Origin of the sequence: Streptosporangium sp. LJ11 (assembly GCF_051918945.1) — a bacterium.
GTDB lineage: Bacteria > Actinomycetota > Actinomycetes > Streptosporangiales > Streptosporangiaceae > Streptosporangium.
In genome coordinates, this window is the sequence record NZ_JBPXMB010000004.1 from 125,647 (window position 1) to 145,007 (window position 19,361).

The window sequence follows — 19,361 nt, forward strand, 5'->3', positions numbered from 1 at the left end:
GCCGTTTCCCTGCCGAGCCCCGCCGGTCCGGTGCCGGGCCGGTGCCCGTCAGCCGCCCGCGGCGGTCGCGCGGGCGAGGAAGAGGGCCCGCTCGCGCTCGTTGCGGGTGAGCCCGGCGGCCCGCTCGAACTCCTCGCGCGCCTCGTCGAGGCGGCCCAGCTTCACGAGCAGGTCACCCCGTACGGCCGCCAGCAGCGGATAGCCCTTCAGCGCGCGCTCCGTCACCAGCCCGTCCACGATCTCCAGACCGCGTTCCGGGCCGTACGCCATGCCCACCGCGACCGCGCGGTTCAGCTCCACCACGGGTGAGGGGGCGACATGGGCGAGCACCCGGTACAGGGCGGCCATCCGCTCCCAGTCCGTGTCGCCGGCGGACGGCGCGCGGGCGTGGCAGGCGGCGATCGCGGCCTGCAGGCCGTACGGGCCCAGCGTGCCGAGCCCTTCGGCGCGGGCGAGCGAGTCCAGCCCGCGGCGGACGAGCAGCCGGTCCCACAGTCCCCGGTCCTGGTCGAGGAGCAGGACCGGCTCGCCGTCCGCTCCCGTCCTGGCGCGCGTGCGGGACGCCTGGATCTCCATCAGGGCGACGAGGCCGTGCACCTCGGACTCCTCCGGCATGAGACCCGCCAGGATCCGGCCCAGGCGCAGCGCCTCCTCGCAGAGCGAGGGACGCATCCAGTCGTCGCCGGCGGTCGCCGAGTAGCCCTCGTTGAAGATGAGGTAGACGACCTCCAGGACCGACGAGAGCCGGTCGCCCAGCTCGGCCGGGGTGGGCATCTCGATCCGCACCCGCTTGTCGGTGAGGGTGCGCTTGGCCCGGAAGATCCGCTGCCCGACGGTCGGCTCGGGCACCAGGAAGGCGCGCGCGATCTCCTCCGTCGTCAGGCCGCCGAGCAGGCGGAGGGTGAGCGCCAGGCGTCCTTCCGTGGGCAGCACGGGATGGCAGGCCGTGAAGAGGAGGCGCAGCACGTCGTCGCCGATGTGATCGTCGAGGGTGTCGTCCAGCTCGACCTCGGCCGACTCCCGGCGGCTCTCCATGTCCCGGCCGACCTCTTCGAGTTTCCGCTCGTACCGGTTCCTGCGGCGCAGCAGGTCGATCGCCCGGTGCTTGGCGGTGAGCATGAGCCAGGCGCCGGGATTATCCGGTACGCCCGTCCTGGGCCACTGCTCCAGCGCGATGACCAGGGCGTCCTGCGCGAGCTCCTCGGCCAGCCCGACGTCGTGCACCATCCGGGCGAGCCCGGCGATCACCCTCGCGGACTCGATCCGCCAGACCGCCTCGACCACCCGGTGAGCATCCCCGACCGTCATGCTCCCCGATCCAAGCACGTCGTCCCCGGGCGAGGGCGGCAGGGGGCGGCGCCTTGGAGGACGCCGGGAGACGAGGAGTGCCCCGATCCAGGTGAGGCCGGTGAAACAGGACGCCGGGGTGCCGGAACACCGGAGCACCGGGACAACGCGGCGCCCCGGCCGGGGTTCCCGATGGGATCCCGGCCGGGGCGCCGCCGGTGACGACTTCACGCGGGGGCGGCGAAGTCCTCGGGGCCGAAGACGCGGTGGAGGTCGCCCTCACCCTCCCAGCCCTCCCAGTGGTCGCGGTGGAGCCTCATGAAGCGGGAGACCCACTCCATCGCCTCCTCCTTCGACCTGACCTGGTAGAGGGCGTAGCTGATCAGCTCCTTCGCCTCGGCGAACGGGCCGTCCGTGACGCTCAGCCTGCCCCCGGTGAGCTCGATCCGCGCGCCCTGGGCGCTCGGCGCCAGCCCGCCGTTGTCGAGCAACACGCCCGCCCTGGTGGCCTCCTCGCCGAGCTTCATGATGGCCTCCATCAGCTCGGCGGGCGGCGGGGTGTCGGGCCGTTTGGTGACCTTGAGGGTGGCCAGGTATCGCATCGCTTTTCTCCTTGATCCTGTTTCTCTAACGGTCTGGTCGGGGGCGGGCCGGGTCAGGCACGCCGGGACGCGGTGCGCCGGCGGAGATGGAGCGGCCACGTGTCGCGGGCCACCGTGTCGGCGGTCCTCGTCGTCTGCCGGGTCATGGTCTTCTCCTCACGTGTCCTGGGCCGGCTCCCGTACTCCTTCCGGCCCTCTGACCACGCTTCGAACGGGCCCGGCCGGATTCGACACGGCGGCCGGATTTCTTTCAAGATTTTTCGGGGCGCGGATCGCCTCGATGTCCCCGGAGTGACCTCTTCCCCTCCGAGCCGCGAAAACAGGGGTCCGGGCCGGCGCGGGCGGAGCGGCCGTGATCCGCGGCGCTTGGGAGACACCCGGCGGTGGCGCGGGCGCGAACCGCCCGCGAGCCTCGGACGCCGCACCGCCGGGGTGGCGTGGGATGATTTCCCCATCATGCCCGCGACGCTGCCCTTCCGCCTCGCCCGCGCGGCCGCCTTCGCCGCGGTCTGCCTGGGGCTGAGCGTGATGGCACACGTCCTCGCGGGAGGCTCGGTCTCCGTGCCGACCGCGACCGTGGCCCTGGTGCTCGCCTTCGCCGCGGCTCTCGCCGTGTCGGGGCGCGAACGGACGCTGGCGATGATCCTGCCGGTGCTGGCGGGCGCGCAGGCCGGACTGCACGTGTTGTTCTCCCTCGCGCACGCCGCGTCCCCCGCCGAGATGATCGGGCACGTCCACTCGGGGCTGCTGCCCGGCCTGGGCATGCTGGTGGCGCACGGCTGGGCCGTCGGGCTGACCGCGCTGTGGCTGGCGCGCGGCGAGGCGGTGCTGTGGGCACTGCTCCGGCGGCTCGGTGTCCGGCTGCGCCGCGTGCTCGTCGTGGTCGTGACCCCGGCGTACACGTCCTTCCTCACCGCGGGCGCGATCGAGCCGGGCGTCCTGCGCCCGGCCGTGCTGCGCCACGTCGTCAGCCGGCGCGGCCCTCCCCGGATCGTCACCGTCACCCCCGGCTGACCGTCCAGGTCACCCGGGGGCGTGACTCGTTCCCGAGCCCGCGCGTACGTGCGCGCGGGCCTGCGCCGACGCGGCCTTCGGGCTGCCCGGCGGACCGAATCAGCGTGACAATCCCGGCCGCGTGGCCGGCATGGCCCCATCGAGGCGGCGTTCGGCCGCGGCCTGCCGGTCCGGCCAGAAGAAAGGCGTCAACGTGTCTGCTCGTCGTATCAACCGTGCCGGAACCAGCCGTTACGGGGTCACCCGCGTCACCCGCGCCGGAATCCGGCGTACCGCCCCCGCGGGCGTCCTGCTCGCGGCCGTGATGGTCCTGGGCGGATGTGGCTCCCAGGACAGCACGGTACCGGCCGCCGCCCCGAGTACCGCCGCACCCGCCGCCACCCCCGTCACCCCCGCCGTCGCCGCCGTCGCGTTGACGATCACCGATCCGTGGGTGAAGACCGCGAGGAAGGGGATGAGCGCCGCCTTCGGCACCCTGGTCAACAACACCGACGCCGAGGTGACGGTCGTCTCCGGAGCCTCGCCGCTGTCCCCGAAGATCGAGTTGCACGAGGTCGTCGACTCCAAGGGAAAGATGATCATGCGGCCCAAGGAGGGCGGGATCGTGATCCCCGCGAGGGGCACCCACCTGCTCCAGCCCGGCGGTGATCACATCATGCTGATGGGCATCACCAAGGCGGTGAAGCCCGGCGCGCAGATTCCCTTCACCCTGACCCTCAAGGACGGCAAGACCGTGGAGTTCACCGCGGTCGGCAAGGACTTCGCCGGAGGCAAGGAGGACTACCGGCCCGGCATGGACATGGGAGACGGTCACGGCGACAAGGGCGCAGACATGGGCGAGAGCGACGGCTGAGCGGGAACGGAGGAGAACTCATGCGGGAACCCCGACTCAGCCGTAGGGGCCTGCTCGCGGGAGGCGCCGCCACCGCGGTCGGCGCCCTCGCCGCGTGCGCCCCCGACCAGGCTGTCCCCCCAGTCGCCCCCCAGGCCGATCCCCGGACCGCTCCGGCCGCGTCCCCCGTCTCCGGGGGTTCCTTGACGGAACCCTTCGACGGGGTCCACCAGGCCGGGATCGCGACGGCGCCCCAGACGTACGGGGTGTTCGTCGGCCTGGATCTGCTGCCGGACACCGACCGTGAGGCGCTGGTCCGGATGATGCGACTGCTCACCGACGACGCCCGGCGGCTCACCCAGGGCAGGCCGGCCCTGGCCGACACCGAACCTGAGCTGGCCGTCCTGCCCGCCAGGCTGACCGTGACCTTCGGGTTCGGCCCCGGCCTCTTCACGGCGGCCGGGCTGGCCGACCGCCGTCCGGAGGCGGCGGCGCCGCTGCCCGCCTTCGCGATCGACAGGCTCAGGAAGGAGTGGAGCGGCGGGGATCTGCTGCTGCAGATCTGCGCCGACGACGCTCTCACCCTGAGCCACGCCCTGCGCATGGTCGTCAAGGACGCGCGCTCCTTCGCGAAGGTCCGCTGGACCCAGCGGGGCTTCCGGCGCGGCGCGGGCACCCAGCCCGCCGGGCTGACCCAGCGCAACGTCATGGGCCAGCTCGACGGGACCGTCAACCCGGCACCCGGCACTCCCGAGTTCGACCGGGCCGTGTGGGTGAGCGGCGGTCCGGAGTGGCTGCGCGGCGGCACCACGCTGGTGCTGCGGCGCATCCGGGCGGAGATGGAGACCTGGGACGCCGTGGACCGGGTCGCCAAGGAGTTCACCGTGGGCCGGCGCCTGGACAACGGCGCCCCGCTCACCGGACGCGACGAGCATGACATGGCCGACTTCGAGAAGCTCAACGCGATCGGCTTCCCCGTCATCTCCGAGCAGGCCCACATCCGCCGGGCCCATGTCGCCGACCCGAACCTGCGGATCATGCGCAGGGTCTACAACTACGACGAGGGGATCACCCCGGACGGGCACGCCGACTCCGGGCTGCTGTTCGCCTCCTACCAGGCCGACGTCTCCCGGCAGTTCGTCCCGATCCAGCGCAGGCTGGCCGAGGCCGACCTGCTCAACGAGTGGACGACCCCGATCGGCTCGGCCGTCTTCGCCATCCCGCCGGGATGCTCGCCCAACGGCTGGATCGGGGAGGGCCTCCTGGGCTGAGAGGGGCCGCTCGTGCCCGTGACGACCATGTCGTCACGGGCACCCGGTGGCCGTCCCGCGTTCCGCCGACCTCCTCGAAGCCGGGGCGATCCCTCCCCGCCGGGGAGGGATCGCCCGGTCAGGGAACTAGCGGTAGTGGACGAAGACCGGGTTGGAGTAGAACCACAGGTCCTCCCAGGGGCTCTCCTCGCCGTCGGCGAGCCGACGTAGATCTCCGGTGCGGCGTTGTTGCCGTTGCGGAACTCCCGGGGGTGTCCTGCCCGTAGACGCCGAGACCGGGCGCCGACCGCGAGGCGTGGTGGGCGATCACCAGCGGCTTCTGCCGCATGTCCTTCGCGGCCTTCAGGAACTCCACCATCTTGGCCTCGGTGTCGCGGCCGGGGTCGGCGGGGAACGCGTCGTGCTTGGCGAAGCGGCTCTCCAGCTCGAACAGTTGCTATGCCTCACCGGAGTGGTGGGGATCATCAGCGTGTGGTGGTCCAGCGCCGGGGCGTCGAACTCCATCCCCCAGAACTGGAGGACCTCGGGCACGAGCACGCGCGAGCGCAGGAGGTCGGGGCCGTCCTGTCGCACTTCGCCGAGGACGTGCTCTTCACCTCCCCGACCGCGGCCGCGCTGGTCCCCGGCTCCGGAGGTGTGGTCCGGGGCAAGGCCGCCTTGCGCGAGTACTGGGCCGCGGGCCTGAGGGGCACGCCGGACCTGCGGTTCGAGATGATCGCCGCCTACGTCGGGATCAACACCCTGGTGATCAATTACCGCAACCGGACGGTGAGCGGCCGCCTGGTCAACGAGGTTCTCGTCTTCGACGGTCCCCTCGTCGTGGAGGGGCACGCCACACACCTTGACACCTGAGTGAGGCGCGGCGGCAGCGGCGCCTAACCTCCGCGAGCGATGGCGGACTCCGGGCGGCGGGCGGTCGCCCCAACGGGTGATCCTCTCCAGGCGGGGCGAACCGCCCCTTGTCCGAGCGAAGTCGGAAAGGGGTTCTTACTTGAAGTTGTAAACATTGTAAAGAGCTGCCGTTCACGAATATCCGCGCCGATATTTACGGAGATATGTTCCGGCGTCACCGGGTGTTTCACCTCATTGTTAGGCCGTGGCAGAGTCCTGCCGCGAGAGGTATCCCCCGGACAAAGGCAGAGTCCATGGTCAAACGCGCCCTCGCAACCGCCGCCCTCTCCCTCACCGCACTCCTCGGATTAACGCCGCCCGCCTATGCGGTGACACTGGAGCAAAAGCTCGCCGCACTTTCGAATTTCAGCCAGCCCACCGCGGCCAGCGCCGCGAGCTGGCTTTCCGCCTGGCAGAACCAGGGAGCCTGGGGGGACTACGCCTTCGACTGGTCGACCGATCTGTGCTCGAGCAGCCCCGACCAGCCACTCGGCTTCGACTTCAGGACGCCGTGCCGGCGTCACGACTTCGGCTACCGCAACTACAAGGCGGTGAGCCAGTTCCCGGCGAACAAGGCACGCATCGACGACGCTTTCTACTTCGACATGAGGCAGGTCTGCGCGGGATATTCCACCATCCCCAGGGGCACCTGCAACAGCCTCGCCTGGACCTACTACCAGGCGGTCAAGGAATTCGGCACGCTCAACGTCACCGGGGCGCAGATCGAGCGGATCCGCCAGGCGGCCGAACAGGCCACCCAGGACGCGGAGGCGTGACCCATCCCGCTCCCCGCGGGGGCGGGATCACTCCCCCTCGCTGATCCGCGGCGGGCCGGCCTCGTGCCGGCCCGCACCGCGACGACGGTCCGCGACCCCTGACCGTCTCGCCCCGGCGGGACACCTCGCCCATGCGAACGCCGGCGGGACACCTCGCCCACGTGAACGGATCGGGCTCACCGCGAGAGCCGCCCGCCCCGCGGGCCCCCAGGGCTCGCGTTCGCACCCCTTCGTGCCTAATATGATGGGCTGCGAGTGACAGGACACAAGGGAGACCAGAAGTGATAGGTGACGACGACATCTCCGGGTGATACCGGAAGTGATCGGCCACCGGCCGGCGCGTAGGAGCGCCGTCGCCGTGGCCATGCCGTCGTCTCACCGATTCCTGTTCCCCTGCTGGGCGGCTTTCGGCGCGCCCGCGTCCCACACGAGGTTTTCTCGCATGTCCGATGCGTTCATCATCTGCTCGAACCTTTCCTTCTCCTGGCCCGACGACACCCCGGTCTTCCAGGATCTCTCCTTCACCGTGGGCGGCGGCCGTACCGGCCTCGTCGCCCCGAACGGCGCCGGTAAGAGCACCCTGCTCAAGCTGATCGCCGGCGAGTACCGGCCCGGCGGCGGGACCGCGTCCGTCCAGGGCGTGCTCGGCTACCTCCCGCAGAGCCTGCCGCTGGCCGGTGACCTGACCGTGGCCGAGGTCCTGGAGATCGCTCCGGTGATCAGGGCCCTGGACGCCATCGAGTCCGGAGACACCGGCGAGGAGCACTTCACCACGATCGGCAACGACTGGGACATCGAGGAGCGCACCCGTGCCCAGCTGGACCGGCTCGGCCTCGGGGAGCTCTCCCTCACCCGGCCCCTGCACACCCTCAGCGGCGGCCAGGTCGTCTCCCTCGGCCTGGCGGCGCAGCTGCTGAAGCAGCCCGACGTCCTGCTGCTCGACGAACCGACCAACAACCTCGACCTGGCAGCACGCCGCAAGCTCTACGGCGTGCTGGAGGACTGGAACGGCTGCCTGCTGCTGGTCAGTCACGACCGGGCGCTGCTGGACCGGATGGACCGCATCGCCGAGCTCGACGGGGGCGAGATCCGCTCCTACGGCGGGAACTTCACCGCCTACGAGGAGGCCGCGCGCGCCGCGCGGGAGGTCGCGGAGAAGAACGTCCGCAACGCCGAGCAGGAGGTCAAGCGGGAGAGGCGGGAGATGCAGCAGGCCCGCGAGCGGGCGGCGCGGCGGGCCAGCAACGCCTCCCGCAACCTCAAGGACGCCGGCCTGCCGAAGATCTTCGCCGGGACGATGAAGCGCGACGCCCAGGAGTCGGCGGGAAAGGCGAACGAGGTCCACGCCGCGCGGGTCAACGACGCCAAGGCCCGGCTCGACGAGGCGGGCCGCGCCCTGCGCGACGAGCAGAGGATCACGCTGGAACTGCCCGGCACCAACGTCCCGGCCGGACGCACGGTCTTCCTCGGCGAACGGATGCAGGTCCACTACGGTGAGCGGGCCCTGTTCGCGGGAGAGGGCGCCGATCTGACCATCCGGGGACCCGAGCGGATCGCGCTGACCGGCTCCAACGGCGTCGGCAAGTCCACCCTGCTGCGTCTGATCAACGGCGATCTGGAACCGGGGGGCGGCCTGGCCAGGCGGGCCGACGGCCGGGTCGCCTACCTGTCCCAACGGCTGGACCTGCTCGATCTCGACCGCACCGTGGCGGAGAACATGGCCACGTTCGCCCCCGCGATGCCGCAGGCCCAGCGGATGAACCTGCTCGCCCGCTTCCTTTTCCGGGGCTTCCGCGTCCACCTGCCGGTCGGTGCGCTGTCCGGCGGTGAGCGGCTGCGCGCCACCCTGGCCTGCGTGCTGTACGCGGAACCGGCACCCCAGCTGCTGCTGCTGGACGAACCCACCAACAACCTCGACCTGGTCAGCGTCGGCCAGCTGGAGAGCGCGCTCAGCGCCTACGAAGGGGCGTTCGTGGTGGTCAGCCACGACGAACGCTTCCTCGCGGAGATCAAGGTCGACCGCTGGCTGCGGCTCTCCGAGGGCCGGCTGCTGGAGACGGGAGCCCCGGCGGGGAGCGAGGCGCCCGCGGACGGCTTCGGGCACAGGTGACCCCGTCGTGGTGTACGAGCGGGCCGGTTCCCGTCCGGCCCCCGTGCCCTGGACGCCGGCCCGTACCCGTTCGGGCGGCCGGACGCGTACGGGCCGCTGACGCGGACGCCCTGGTCGCCGAGTGGTGCTCGGATTCGTCGGCGAGGGCGGCCACTCGTCGGTGACAGCGCCGCGCGCGGTGGTTTTGCACCCGCCTTTCGAGCAGGTGCCGCCGAAACTTTCAAGTCGGGGTGACGTGGGCGCGCCACGGTCCGCGTCACCCTTTGTTCTCACCTGATAGCGGTAGTGCCGATCGGTAATCGGCTCTGAACAGGGAGAAACTCGTTCTTTGGCGCGCGGCGACGTGAGGGCGACAAGAAACGGCGCGGTGGTGGCTGTGCTGTGGGCCGGGGGAGTTCATTGACTCGACACCTGTTGTGCACTTATCGTTCCGGCCGGGTTCCCGAAAGTTTATATGAAATCTTGAAAGTTTCGGCGACCGCCCTGCGGATCCTGCGAAGAAGCGGGCGGTGCTCGGCCAACCCCGGCACCGGTTCAGGAGGAACGAACGTGAGGTCACAGCTCATCCTGTTCGCGATCGACATCTGCACGGTGATGTTGCTCGTCTTCGGGCTCTACTTCCCGCGACATCGCCGCCGCGATCTGGTCGTCGCCTACCTGGGGGTCAACGTCGGCGTCCTCGCGGTGGCGAGCGCGCTGAGCGCCAGCGACGCCGGTGCCGGGCTCGGGCTGGGGATGGCGTTGTTCGGCGTGCTGTCCATCATTCGCCTGCGCTCGACGGAACTCGACCAGCACGAGGTCGCGTACTACTTCTCCGCCCTCGCCATGGGCATCCTCGGCGCGCTGAGCACCACCTCGATATGGCTCAGCGGCGGCCTGATGGTGCTCATCCTCGTGGTGATGTACCTCGGCGACCACAGGCGGCTGTTCCGGAACTACCGGCATCAGATCCTGGTGCTCGACTCGGCCATCACCGACCACGTCGTGCTCGTCGCGCACCTGGAACAACTGCTCGCCGCCCGGGTGCACGCCGTCACCGTCCAGCGGCTCGACATGGTCAACGAGACCACCGTGGTCGACGTCCGGTACGCGCTGACCGGACGCGGCCTGACCGCCGAATCCGTCGCCCCCGCGCATTCCGGAGCGTACCGATGACCACGGCACCCCTCCTGCCGGCCCTGGCGGGGCTGGCCCCCGTCGGGCTCGCCGAACTGATCGACCGCGCCGCGCTGCAGACCAGGGTGGACCGCAAGTATCTCGTCCCGGCGGAGACGCTGCCCGGCCTGCTGGGGCGGCTCACGCCGTACGCCCAGGCACTGGACATCGCCGGCGAGCGTACGTTCCGCTACAGGTCGGTGTACTTCGACACCCCGCGGCTGGCCAGCTACCACTGCGCGGCGTACCGCAGGCGCCGGCGTTTCAAGGTGCGCACCCGCACCTACCTCGACTCCGACCAGTGCTGGCTGGAGGTCAAGATCAGCGGAGCGCGGGGGAGCGTCACCAAACACCGGCTGCCGTACCACTCGCAGGACTGCGGCACCGTGCACCTGGGGCGCGACTTCGTCGACGAGGCGCTCGCCCGCGAGCTGATCGTTCCCGCCGCCGGGAATCCCCTCGACCCGATCCTGGTCACCGAGTACCACCGCGCCACCCTGCTGCTGCCGGACACCGCGAGCCGGGTCACCATCGACACCGGGCTCGTCTGGCGGGACGCCGGCTCCACGCTGAGGCTGTCCGGCCTCGCCGTGGTCGAGACCAAGTCCACGCTGGCCGCCACGCCGGTCGACCGCATGCTGTGGCAGGCGGGGATGAGGCCCGCCCGCATCTCCAAGTACGCCACCGGTCTGGCCGCTCTCCGCCTGGACCTGCCCGACGTGCCGTGGCGGCGGACGCTGCGCCGCCACTTCCGGGGCACCGCGCCGTCGGTGGACCCGGTGCCGGCCATCTTCCACCTGCCCGCCGCCCCCCGATCCGAACAGGAGACATCGTGCGTCTGACCCTCCGCGGCACCCGCGCCGCGGCCACCGCGGTGCTCCTCGCCGGACTGCTCGTCCCGTACCCGCCGTCGGCCACCGCCGAATCGGGTTCCGGCACCCGGCCGGGCGGTCACATCGCGAGCACCGCGGCCACCGGCACCGTGGCCGCCAAGGCCAACGCCGGTGCCGCGGCGGCCGACCTGGTCGGCGACATCGCCTTCTCCGTGCCGAGCGGCACTTTCCAGGGACAGGTGACGGTGTCGCTGAGCACCGCGATCAGCGGAGCCCAGATCCGCTACACCACCGACGGGCGGCTGCCCACCGCGCAGTCGGCGCTCTACCAGGGCTCACCCCTGCGGTTCACCCGCACCACCCAGCTGCGGGCCCAGGCCTTCGTCGGCCAGGCGGCGTCCGGGGCGCCGGGAACGGCGATGTACGCCGCCCGCGACACCGCCACGGCGCACGACCTGCCGGTGATCATGATCGACTCCTACGGTGCGGGCAAGCCCGCCCGGGAGTACTTCGACGCCACCACCATGATCTTCCAGCCGGGCGGCGGCGGGACGACGTCGCTGGCCGCGGCTCCGGCGGTCGCCACCCGCGCCGGATTCCGGCTGCGGGGGCAGTCGTCGGCCACGTTCGAGAAGACGCCCTACCGCGTCGAGTTCTGGGACAACGACAACGACGACGCCGACCACCCGGTGCTCGGCATGCCCGCCGACTCCGACTGGGTGCTGCGCGGGCCGTTCACCGACAAGTCGCTGATCCGGGAGGCCTTCGTCTACGACCTCGGCAGGGAGATGGGCCTGCGGGCCCCGCGGTACGCGTTCGCGGAGCTCTACCTCAACACCGACGCCGGTCCGGTGGGCGCCGGCGACTACATGGGCGTCTACATGATCGTCGAGACGATCAAGAACTCCAAGGACCGTCTCGACCTCAAGCAGCTGGACGAGGACGACACGACCCTGCCGAAGATCACAGGCGGATACATCTGGAAGTTCGAGTGGATGGCCGCCGAGGAGCCGACGTTGCCGTGCAGCGGGCCGGCGGCCACCTGCTGGAACTACCTCGAAGTGGCCGACCCGTCCCCGTTGCAGCCCCAGCAGCGGGACTGGCTGCGCGACCACGTCCAGGAATTCCACAACGTGCTGCGGGCACCGAACTTCGCCGACCCGGCCACCGGCTACCGGGCGTACATCGACGTCGACTCCTTCATCGACCACCTGATCGTCAACGAGTTGAGCCGGAGCATGGACGCGTACGTCCGCAGTTCCCACTTCTACAAGGACCGGGACACCAAGATCTTCGCCGGTCCGTTGTGGGACTTCGACCTCACGTTCGGTGTGGGCGGATTCTTCCAGAACGACCAGATCGCGGGCTGGCAGTACCAGCAGACCCGGCAGCCACTGGCCAACGACTGGTTCACCCAGCTCCTGCGGGATCCGGCCTTCGTCGACCAGGTCAGGTCGCGCTGGCAGACGCTACGCCGCGGCCCGCTCTCCGACACCGCCCTGCAGAGCAGGATCGACGCTCTCGCCAGGCCGCTGCCCAACGCCGCGCAGCGCAACTTCCAACGCTGGCCGAACCTCTCGACGCCGGTCATCGGCTTCTTCAACACCCCGACCGCGCCCACGTGGCAGGGCCAGGTGCAGTACATGCGGGACTGGATGCTGCGCCGTACGGCCTGGCTGGACTCGACGGCGGGGTGGGGCGGTACGACCACCACCCCGACCCCCACTCCCACCCCCACTCCGACCCCCACGCCGACCCCGACTCCCACGCCGGGCGGCGCCTGCTCGGCGACGTTCCGGGTGGTCACCTCCTGGTCCGGTGGTTTCCAGGGTGAGGTCACGGTGCGCGCGGGCAACGCGCCGATCAGCGGCTGGACCGTGAACTGGGCCTGGCCCGGTTCGCAGACCGTCACCCAGCTGTGGGGAGGTGTGCGCTCGGGCTCCGGTTCGAACGTGACGGTGCGCAACGAGTCGTGGAACGGCTCGATCGCGGCCGGCGCGAGCACGACCTTCGGCTTCACCGCCGGAGGGTCCTCCGCCACCCCGGTGGCGACCTGCGCCGGCCCGTGACCGCAGCGGTCACGACCGGCTGAACGCCGAGGACCCGCAGGGACGAAGAGTCCGAGAAACCTCGAGGCCCAGGTCGGGGATCGTTTCCCGGCCTGAACCCCGGCGTTGGAGCGGGTGGAGGGAATCGAACATTCCGGCCGACGCCGCTCCCACCCGGCCCGGGTGAGCCCGTACTCGACCTCGCCGTGCTCGGAGCTCGATCATCTCCGGCCGTTCCCCGAGACGCCTTCGACCACGCCCGGGAATCAGCCGGGATCAGGGTTGTTGTGCCACTTCTCGAAGGGGGGAGCGGGCGAACGGGTGAGTTCCAGGAACTGCTGCGCCCTGTCCAGGCAGCCGGGGCAGAGGGGTTCCTCGACCGATCTGGCCGTCGCCTCCGGTGTCGGTTCGCGGAGGGTGCCCAACACCGTCATTCCGGGAGGAAGACCGCTCTCAGGGTCGATCGTGACGGTCGTCACGCTCGCGGGGACGAAACCGAAGGTGCGCTTGCATACGTAGCATCTGCCGATTGTCGTGATCTGCTCATCTGCCATATGGCGTCATCCTCCTTCATCGCACCGTACATCCCGGCCGGTTCCCTCTGGCGGGGCGCTGGTCCTCTCACGCTTGTAAGCGGTCGATGGAGATCGCGGCGCCGGCCTGACGGCACGCGACCACGCCGTCAGCCCGGGTGTCAGCGCTGAGCGGCGGCGAGCTTGGCGCGGAGCGCCGCGGCCTCGACGGGTACTCCCGGCGACTCCCAGAAGTTCTCGATCTCCCCTGCGTAGATGGAGCCGTACGCGGGGGTTCCCGGCTGGAAACGCCACCCGTCCGCGAGTGCTCCCGCGTCGACGGTGTCATAGCCGATCCGGTCGAGGAACACGGTCGCCTCTCCCCTCGCGCCGGCGTCGTCGCCCGCGATCGCCAGGGCGTTGCGGTCCGCCGCGCCGGAGGGCCGGGCCAGCGCCCGCAGGTGCCGGAAGTAGATGTTGTTGAAGACCTTGACGACTTTGGACATCGTCAGGTGCCGCTGCAGCAGTTCGCTGGACGTGACGGATCCGGCGTCGAGCTCCGGGAAGGCCCCGTCCCGCTCGGAGTAGTAGTTGTTGGTGTCGAGGACGGTCTTGCCGGCGAGCGGCTCCACCGGAACGTCGAGGTAGGCCCGCAGCGGGACGCTGACGACCACCAGGTCGCCGGCCGCGGCGGCCTCGGCGGAGGTCGCGGCGGCGGCCCTCGGCCCGAGCTCGTCGACCAGTTCCTTCAGCGTCCGGGGGCCGCGTGAGTTGCTCAGCACCACGTCGTAGCCCGCCGCGACGGCGAGCCGGGCGACCGTGCCACCGATGTTCCCGCTGCCGATGAATCCAACAGTTGTCATGGCGACCCCCAACTGCCGCGCCGCACCCGGCATTCCCCGCCGCTTCCCCACGGACCGCGGACGACGGGCGGCGGTCCCGGCCGTGCCGGAGCCCGTGGGTGTGGTGCCGCTGCCGCGAGCGGAAGGGCTTGCATGGACTCGTGGTCATGGGCGCCGGGCAGGCGCGTGAGGAGCTTCACCACCCGGTGGGGCGGCTCGATCGGCCGGTGTGACCGCCACGCTCGCGGACACCGGCCCGGTGATCGCCGTCGTCGATCGAGATGGCCGGTCGGGGGCCGCCGTCGCTACCCGTGCGGCGCCAGCCCGTACATCGCCGTGGAGAGCAGGCGTTCGACCAGGTCGGACGATCCGCCGGGTTGTTGCGCCGCCCAGGCCAGGCCGATGGCGAGCGAGATCACCTCGTGGACCGTGACGTCGGCGCGTACCTGCCCGGCCTCCTGCGCGCGTTCCAGCAGCCGCGCGCCGGAGGACTGCATGGCGGCGCAGGACAGGTGCATTTCGGAGCTCTCGTCGGCCAGCGCCGCCATGATCGATTGGGGTAGCCCCTGGTAGGTGCGCGTGCCGGCGGCCAGCTCGTTCAGCCATGTCAGCAGCGCGTCGTGCGGCGCGTGCGCGGGCGAGTCGAGCAGCTGCTCGGCGCGCTCGCGCAGCGTGTCGAAGTTGCTGTCGAGGATGGCCTCGAGGAGGGCCTCGCGAGTGGGGAAGTGCCGGTAGAGCGTGCCGATCCCGACCTCCGCCCGTCGGGCGACGTCGCGCAGGGAGGCGTCGGTCCCATCGGCGGCGAACGCGTCGCGGGCCGCGGCCAGCAGACGTTCGCGGTTACGCCCTACCTCTGCCCGGGATGTGCCGGCCACGTGTGTCTCCTCGGTTTGACCTGCGGAGCAGTGCTCCGTATTGTGCGGCGGGCAGTTGCGGAGCGGTGCTCCGCCCTGCTGATCAGCGTACCCATGGAGCACACATGACCACGACAGATCGGACGATCCTCGTCACGGGAGCGACCGGGCAGCAGGGCGGCGCCACCACCCGGCACCTGCTCGCCGACGGCTGGCACGTACGGGCACTGGTCCGGGACCCGCGCGGCGCGGCGGCGACACGGCTCGCCCGCGCCGGCGTCGAGCTGGTCACCGGGGACATGGACGACCGGGACAGCGTCGACGCCGCCGTCCGCGGCGCGCACGGCGTGTTCAGCGTCCAGCCCGCCTTCATCGCGCCCGGCTACGCCGAGAACGAGCTGCGGCGCGGCCTGAACGTCGTCGATGCCGCGATCGCCGCAGGCGTCCGGCACCTCGCCGGCACGGTGCCCCTGGACAAGGCCGGGTACGCGTACCACGCCTTCCGCGACGGCGCACACCGCGGCCGATGGGTGCTCACGAGCTGACACGGCCGCCTGGCCCGTCAGGCGGCCCGTCACCATCCCGTTGGCCTCGGCGTCGAGCACGTAGTGGTTTCCCGTGACGAGCACGCCTGCCTCCATGCCGAGCGGGAACACCCACGGCAACAGCGCCGACCGCGGCTTCTCCCCGGTCCTGGCATGGTGGACGGATGACGATCCGCGGGGTGCTGTTCGACGTCGACGACACGCTTTTCGACTACTCGACCTCGGAAGAGGTCGGCGTGCTCAAGCACCTGGCGGCCGAGGGGCTGCTGGAGTTCTTCCCGTCGCCGGCCGACGCGGTGGCGATCTGGCGGAAGATCATGGAAGAGGAGTACGCGCGATTCCTCGCCGGTGAGCTGACATTCACCGGGCAGCGACTCTCACGGACCCGGCGGTTCCTGGCACATGTCGGGGGCCTTCCCGCAGGCGGCATCTCTGACCACGAGGCGGGCGTCTGGTTCGCGAGATACGGGGAGTTCCAGAACGCCGCGTGGGCCGCTTTCCCTGACGCCGACCCTGTGCTCAGAAAACTCGCGCCGCGATTCCGGCTCGGTGTCGTCTCCAACTCGTCGCTGGCGTACCAGCAGCGCAAACTACGCGTGATCGGCCTGCTCGACCACTTCGGTGACGCGATCGTCTGCTCCGACGAGCACGGCGCGCCCAAGCCGAACGCCGGCATCTTCCTGGCAGGATGCGCGGTCCTTGGAATGCCGGCGCACCAGGTCGCGTACGTCGGCGACAAATACGAGATCGACGCTCTCGGCGCTCGTGATGCGGGCCTTCGCTCGTACTGGCTCGACAGGGCGGCCACCGGAGCCACGCCCCTGGACGGGATCACAGTGATCCGGTCCCTGGATGAACTTGCGATCGCACTGATGGGACAGGACCTGCCGCCGCCGGCCGGTGCGGGAGCGTGACGATCGACGTACAGGTCCCCGTTCGTGGCCGGGGCCGGCGCGCATCCGGCACGCGCGCCATGGTGTGCCGTCCTCGGCAGGAGGCGAAGATGACGCCGTCCAGCGGGAAAAGCCGTGGAGACCGCCGCGCCAGGCTGTTACGAAGGGCGGAGGACAGGAGTACGGGCGAAAGGCGGCGGGCACCGTGGACGCGATCGGGAAACTCGCGATCGGCGATGTGTCGATCGTGGCGAAAGACCATGGCGGGCACGGTATGGACGTGCTTCTCCTGCATGGTGGCGGGCGGACGGCCTCATGGCTCAGCTGGCCGGGTTCGAGCCGGAGACCAGGCACGCGGACTGGACCGGAGCCGAGTTCACCGCCGAGTCCCTTTCCCACGTGTCCGTCTACCGCATCCCGGCGGACCGTTAGCGTCGTCGGAAGGCTCGGGCACCACGTCGTCTCGGGGTGCCGGTGACGGTCGGGTGATCGGCGGCCAAGGGCACGTGGCGGGCATGCGGGGATGCCGGGGAGGGTGTTCATGCTGATCAGGGCGGCGCGGGCGGACGAGGGCGCGGCGCTGGCCGCGCTGGTGTTGCGGTCCAAGGCGCACTGGGGGTACGACGAGGTGTTCATGGCGGCGTGCCGGGAGGAGCTGACGGTCGCGGCGGCGCGGATGGAGGCGCGGCGCACGGTGGTGGCCGAGCGGGACGGCCGGATACTGGGGATGGCCACGCTGGAGGGCGAGCCGCCGACGGGTGAGCTGGGCATGTTGTTCGTCGAGCCGGAGGCGATCGGCCAGGGGGTCGGACGGCGGTTGTTCGCACACGTGACGGAGGCCGCGGCCCGGGCGGGGTTCGCGCGGCTGGGCATCGATTCCGACCCGCACGCCGAGCCGTTCTATCTGGCGATGGGGGCAGTACGGGTCGGCGAGGTGCCTTCGGGGTCGGTGGCGGGCCGGCTGCTTCCCCGGCTGATCGTGGACGTCGCCCGGGGCGCGAGGAGCCGGTGACGGAGCGGTTGTCGTCACGGGGGCCGTCATGAGGGCCGTCACGGGGGCCGGATCGGTTCGCTTGAGAGGTCAGCGCGCGGGGGCGTGGAGAGGTGTTGAGATCGACTGCTACGCGCATCCTCGTGGCGAGCTTTCGAGAACAGCCGGTTACGGTGATCGCCCACGAGCCCCCGCGCGATCCCTGGATCTTCGTGCGTACCGCGCATCTACCCGTACACGAAAAACGGACGTGACCGGACCGTCGCGGACAGCGCGAGCAAGATCGCGAAAGAGGCCATGCGGAAGGTGGTGGGGGGACGGGGTACGCAATGGGCACAGAAGATCGGCAAGGCCCTGGAAACAATCAAGACCCAAATCTGGAAATCCGCCTCGATGCGGTGACGCAGATCGCTCCGGACGATTTCTACGTCACTGCTGCCATCCTGGCCGAGACAGCGCGGCCGGTTACGGGAAAGGCAACAGAATGATCACTTTCGACGGGACCTTCTACTGCATCACGAATCCCGAGTTCGAAATGACCATTCCAGCATGGGAAGGATACGAGCCGGACACCGCCGACCAGGCAGATGCGACGATCACCTTCCGCGATGGCTCCCGCCGGTATGCGACCTTCATGACCCTGGATGTAGTCCAGCAGATCATGGACAAGAACGCGCGCACCGGTGAGCGCCTCGGCGGCCGGTACTTCTGGTGCTCAGATTTGATCGTCATCAGGGACGTCGGGTTCGAAGGTATGGCGGCTGCGATCCATGACCTGATCTCCTCAGGAGACATCGAAGGAGCCTGCGGTCTGCTCGACCCTCTTGACGAGGATGGAGAGAGCTCAACGCCTCCGGAGAGCTCGGAGTGAGAGCGGAGCGGGTGCGGGAATCGAACCCGCGCTGTCAGCCTGGGAATCGTCCACTGACCCTGCTGCCCTGGGCCGGGAAAACGGGAGGGCAGGCGGGGGCAGGTCGAGTCTCCGTGATTCCTCGTGAGTGACCGTGGTCCCTCGCCTGTTCCGGCACGCGATCAAGGTCGGGGCCTCTTTCTTGTCCGACCACCCCGGCCACGGTCAAGGGCTCACGGCCTGCCCCCGAACGGTGCTGGATAGGTGTGATCGTGAGCCGTTGTGAGGGAATGGTGCAGTACTCGCTGCGGTACCGCACCATTCCCTGGTTCTCCCGTCCTCCTCGAAGACAGGTTGTCGATGCGTCTACATCCAGGTGAGACCGAGGCCGTTGGCTGGCGGGTGGTGACCGTGCTCGACGCCGTCCGGCAGCTGTGCGACGCGTCACCCGACGTCACCGGACGTCCGCGGGTGATCGCGATTGACGGCCGGGGCGGCGCCGGCAAGACGACCCTGGCCGAGCGGCTGCGCAAGGCGGTGCCCACCTCCGCCACCGTGCACACCGACGACATCGCCTGGAACCACGCCTACTTCGACTGGGGCGACGTGCTCGTCGAGAACATCCTGAAGCCCCTGCACCGGGGTGAGGCGGTGGACTTCCGCCCTGGTGCCTGGATCACCCACGACCGGCCCGGATCGATCACCGTCCCCGCCGGTGCCGACGTCATCTGGGTCGAGGGCACCGGCGTCATCCGCGAAGAGCTCGCCCCGTGGTTGGACGCCTCGGTGTGGATGCAGGGTGACCTCGATGAGCAGGAGTGCTTGCTGGTCGTCCGCGACGGTGACTCCCCCGGGCAACTGGAGCACGTGGCGAACTGGCTGCTGGAAGAACTGCCGTTCATGGTGCGAGAACGGCCGTGGGCCCGAGCCACCATGATCGTCGCCGGCCCTCCGCGGATCGACCACGACCCGGACACCGAGTTGGTCGTCGCCCCGCCGACCGACCCTTAGGTCGGCCGACCCACCCGCGGAACGCGGATGAGCGGTTCGAGATC

General features: G+C 70.4%; 20 protein-coding genes. 15 read left to right on the forward strand and 5 right to left on the reverse strand.

Annotated elements, in window-relative coordinates; all coding sequences use genetic code 11:
- Positions 1 to 48: 48 nt before the first annotated feature.
- Positions 49 to 1,308, reverse strand: coding sequence for an RNA polymerase sigma factor (locus tag ACTOQ3_RS07500; protein ID WP_440082672.1), 1,260 nt, complete (start codon positions 1,306 to 1,308; stop codon positions 49 to 51).
- Positions 1,309 to 1,514: 206 nt separating this feature from the next.
- Positions 1,515 to 1,889 (reverse strand): YciI family protein, encoded by a 375-nt coding sequence (locus ACTOQ3_RS07505; protein ID WP_440082673.1) that lies wholly within the window; start codon positions 1,887 to 1,889, stop codon positions 1,515 to 1,517.
- 456 nt (positions 1,890 to 2,345) lie between these two features.
- On the opposite strand from ACTOQ3_RS07505, the gene ACTOQ3_RS07510 reads away from it, so the two are divergent.
- From ACTOQ3_RS07510 to ACTOQ3_RS07550, 9 genes are all read left to right on the forward strand, one after another.
- Positions 2,346 to 2,903: an MFS transporter gene (locus tag ACTOQ3_RS07510; RefSeq protein WP_440082674.1), complete on the forward strand. Its 558-nt coding sequence runs from the start codon at positions 2,346 to 2,348 to the stop codon at positions 2,901 to 2,903.
- 193 nt (positions 2,904 to 3,096) lie between these two features.
- The gene (locus ACTOQ3_RS07515) at positions 3,097 to 3,756 is read left to right on the forward strand and encodes a copper chaperone PCu(A)C (RefSeq protein WP_440082675.1); all 660 of its coding nucleotides are present in this window, start codon (positions 3,097 to 3,099) and stop codon (positions 3,754 to 3,756) included.
- 20 nt (positions 3,757 to 3,776) lie between these two features.
- Complete coding sequence (locus tag ACTOQ3_RS07520; RefSeq protein ID WP_440082676.1) at positions 3,777 to 5,006, forward strand: Dyp-type peroxidase; 1,230 nt, start codon at positions 3,777 to 3,779, stop codon at positions 5,004 to 5,006.
- A 471-nt stretch (positions 5,007 to 5,477) separates the two neighbouring features.
- Complete coding sequence (locus tag ACTOQ3_RS07525; RefSeq protein WP_440082677.1) at positions 5,478 to 5,858, forward strand: nuclear transport factor 2 family protein; 381 nt, start codon at positions 5,478 to 5,480, stop codon at positions 5,856 to 5,858.
- A gap of 368 nt (positions 5,859 to 6,226) precedes the next feature.
- Positions 6,227 to 6,673 (forward strand): phospholipase, encoded by a 447-nt coding sequence (locus tag ACTOQ3_RS07530; RefSeq protein ID WP_440082678.1) that lies wholly within the window; start codon positions 6,227 to 6,229, stop codon positions 6,671 to 6,673.
- Positions 6,674 to 7,115: 442 nt separating this feature from the next.
- The gene (gene abc-f / locus ACTOQ3_RS07535) at positions 7,116 to 8,783 is read left to right on the forward strand and encodes a ribosomal protection-like ABC-F family protein (RefSeq protein WP_440082679.1); all 1,668 of its coding nucleotides are present in this window, start codon (positions 7,116 to 7,118) and stop codon (positions 8,781 to 8,783) included.
- A gap of 549 nt (positions 8,784 to 9,332) precedes the next feature.
- Positions 9,333 to 9,938 (forward strand): DUF4956 domain-containing protein, encoded by a 606-nt coding sequence (locus ACTOQ3_RS07540; RefSeq protein ID WP_440082680.1) that lies wholly within the window; start codon positions 9,333 to 9,335, stop codon positions 9,936 to 9,938.
- Complete coding sequence (locus ACTOQ3_RS07545; protein ID WP_440082681.1) at positions 9,935 to 10,780, forward strand: polyphosphate polymerase domain-containing protein; 846 nt, start codon at positions 9,935 to 9,937, stop codon at positions 10,778 to 10,780. The genes ACTOQ3_RS07540 and ACTOQ3_RS07545 overlap by 4 nt, the downstream gene beginning before the upstream one ends.
- Positions 10,771 to 12,840: a CotH kinase family protein gene (locus tag ACTOQ3_RS07550; protein WP_440082682.1), complete on the forward strand. Its 2,070-nt coding sequence runs from the start codon at positions 10,771 to 10,773 to the stop codon at positions 12,838 to 12,840. Before ACTOQ3_RS07545 ends, ACTOQ3_RS07550 begins: the two co-directional genes overlap by 10 nt.
- 245 nt (positions 12,841 to 13,085) lie before the next feature.
- On the opposite strand, the gene ACTOQ3_RS07555 is transcribed toward ACTOQ3_RS07550, so the two are convergent.
- The 3 genes from ACTOQ3_RS07555 to ACTOQ3_RS07565 form a co-directional block, all read right to left on the reverse strand.
- Positions 13,086 to 13,373, reverse strand: coding sequence for a hypothetical protein (locus ACTOQ3_RS07555; RefSeq protein WP_440082683.1), 288 nt, complete (start codon positions 13,371 to 13,373; stop codon positions 13,086 to 13,088).
- 140 nt (positions 13,374 to 13,513) lie between these two features.
- Positions 13,514 to 14,227: an NADPH-dependent F420 reductase gene (locus ACTOQ3_RS07560; protein WP_440082684.1), complete on the reverse strand. Its 714-nt coding sequence runs from the start codon at positions 14,225 to 14,227 to the stop codon at positions 13,514 to 13,516.
- Positions 14,228 to 14,478: 251 nt separating this feature from the next.
- Positions 14,479 to 15,048 carry a TetR/AcrR family transcriptional regulator gene (locus ACTOQ3_RS07565; RefSeq protein WP_440082685.1) on the reverse strand — a complete coding sequence of 190 codons (570 nt, stop codon included), beginning with the start codon at positions 15,046 to 15,048 and terminating at the stop codon, positions 14,479 to 14,481.
- Between the two features lie 104 nt (positions 15,049 to 15,152).
- Here ACTOQ3_RS07565 and ACTOQ3_RS07570 point away from each other — a divergent pair, with 104 nt between their 5' ends.
- From ACTOQ3_RS07570 to ACTOQ3_RS07595, 6 genes are all read left to right on the forward strand, one after another.
- Complete coding sequence (locus ACTOQ3_RS07570; protein WP_440082686.1) at positions 15,153 to 15,572, forward strand: NmrA family NAD(P)-binding protein; 420 nt, start codon at positions 15,153 to 15,155, stop codon at positions 15,570 to 15,572.
- Between the two features lie 164 nt (positions 15,573 to 15,736).
- Positions 15,737 to 16,486, forward strand: a complete 750-nt coding sequence (locus ACTOQ3_RS07575) for an HAD family hydrolase (protein WP_440082687.1) — start codon at positions 15,737 to 15,739, stop codon at positions 16,484 to 16,486.
- Positions 16,487 to 17,006: 520 nt separating this feature from the next.
- Positions 17,007 to 17,477, forward strand: coding sequence for a GNAT family N-acetyltransferase (locus ACTOQ3_RS07580; protein WP_440082688.1), 471 nt, complete (start codon positions 17,007 to 17,009; stop codon positions 17,475 to 17,477).
- A 308-nt stretch (positions 17,478 to 17,785) separates the two neighbouring features.
- On the forward strand, positions 17,786 to 17,944 hold the full coding sequence (locus ACTOQ3_RS07585; RefSeq protein ID WP_440082689.1) for a hypothetical protein: 159 nt from the start codon (positions 17,786 to 17,788) through the stop codon (positions 17,942 to 17,944).
- Entirely contained in the window at positions 17,941 to 18,327 is a 387-nt protein-coding gene (locus ACTOQ3_RS07590; protein ID WP_440082690.1) for a hypothetical protein, read from the forward strand. The genes ACTOQ3_RS07585 and ACTOQ3_RS07590 overlap by 4 nt, the downstream gene beginning before the upstream one ends.
- Before the next feature lie 339 nt (positions 18,328 to 18,666).
- Positions 18,667 to 19,317: a uridine kinase family protein gene (locus ACTOQ3_RS07595; protein ID WP_440082691.1), complete on the forward strand. Its 651-nt coding sequence runs from the start codon at positions 18,667 to 18,669 to the stop codon at positions 19,315 to 19,317.
- The last annotated feature ends 44 nt before the right edge of the window (positions 19,318 to 19,361 follow it).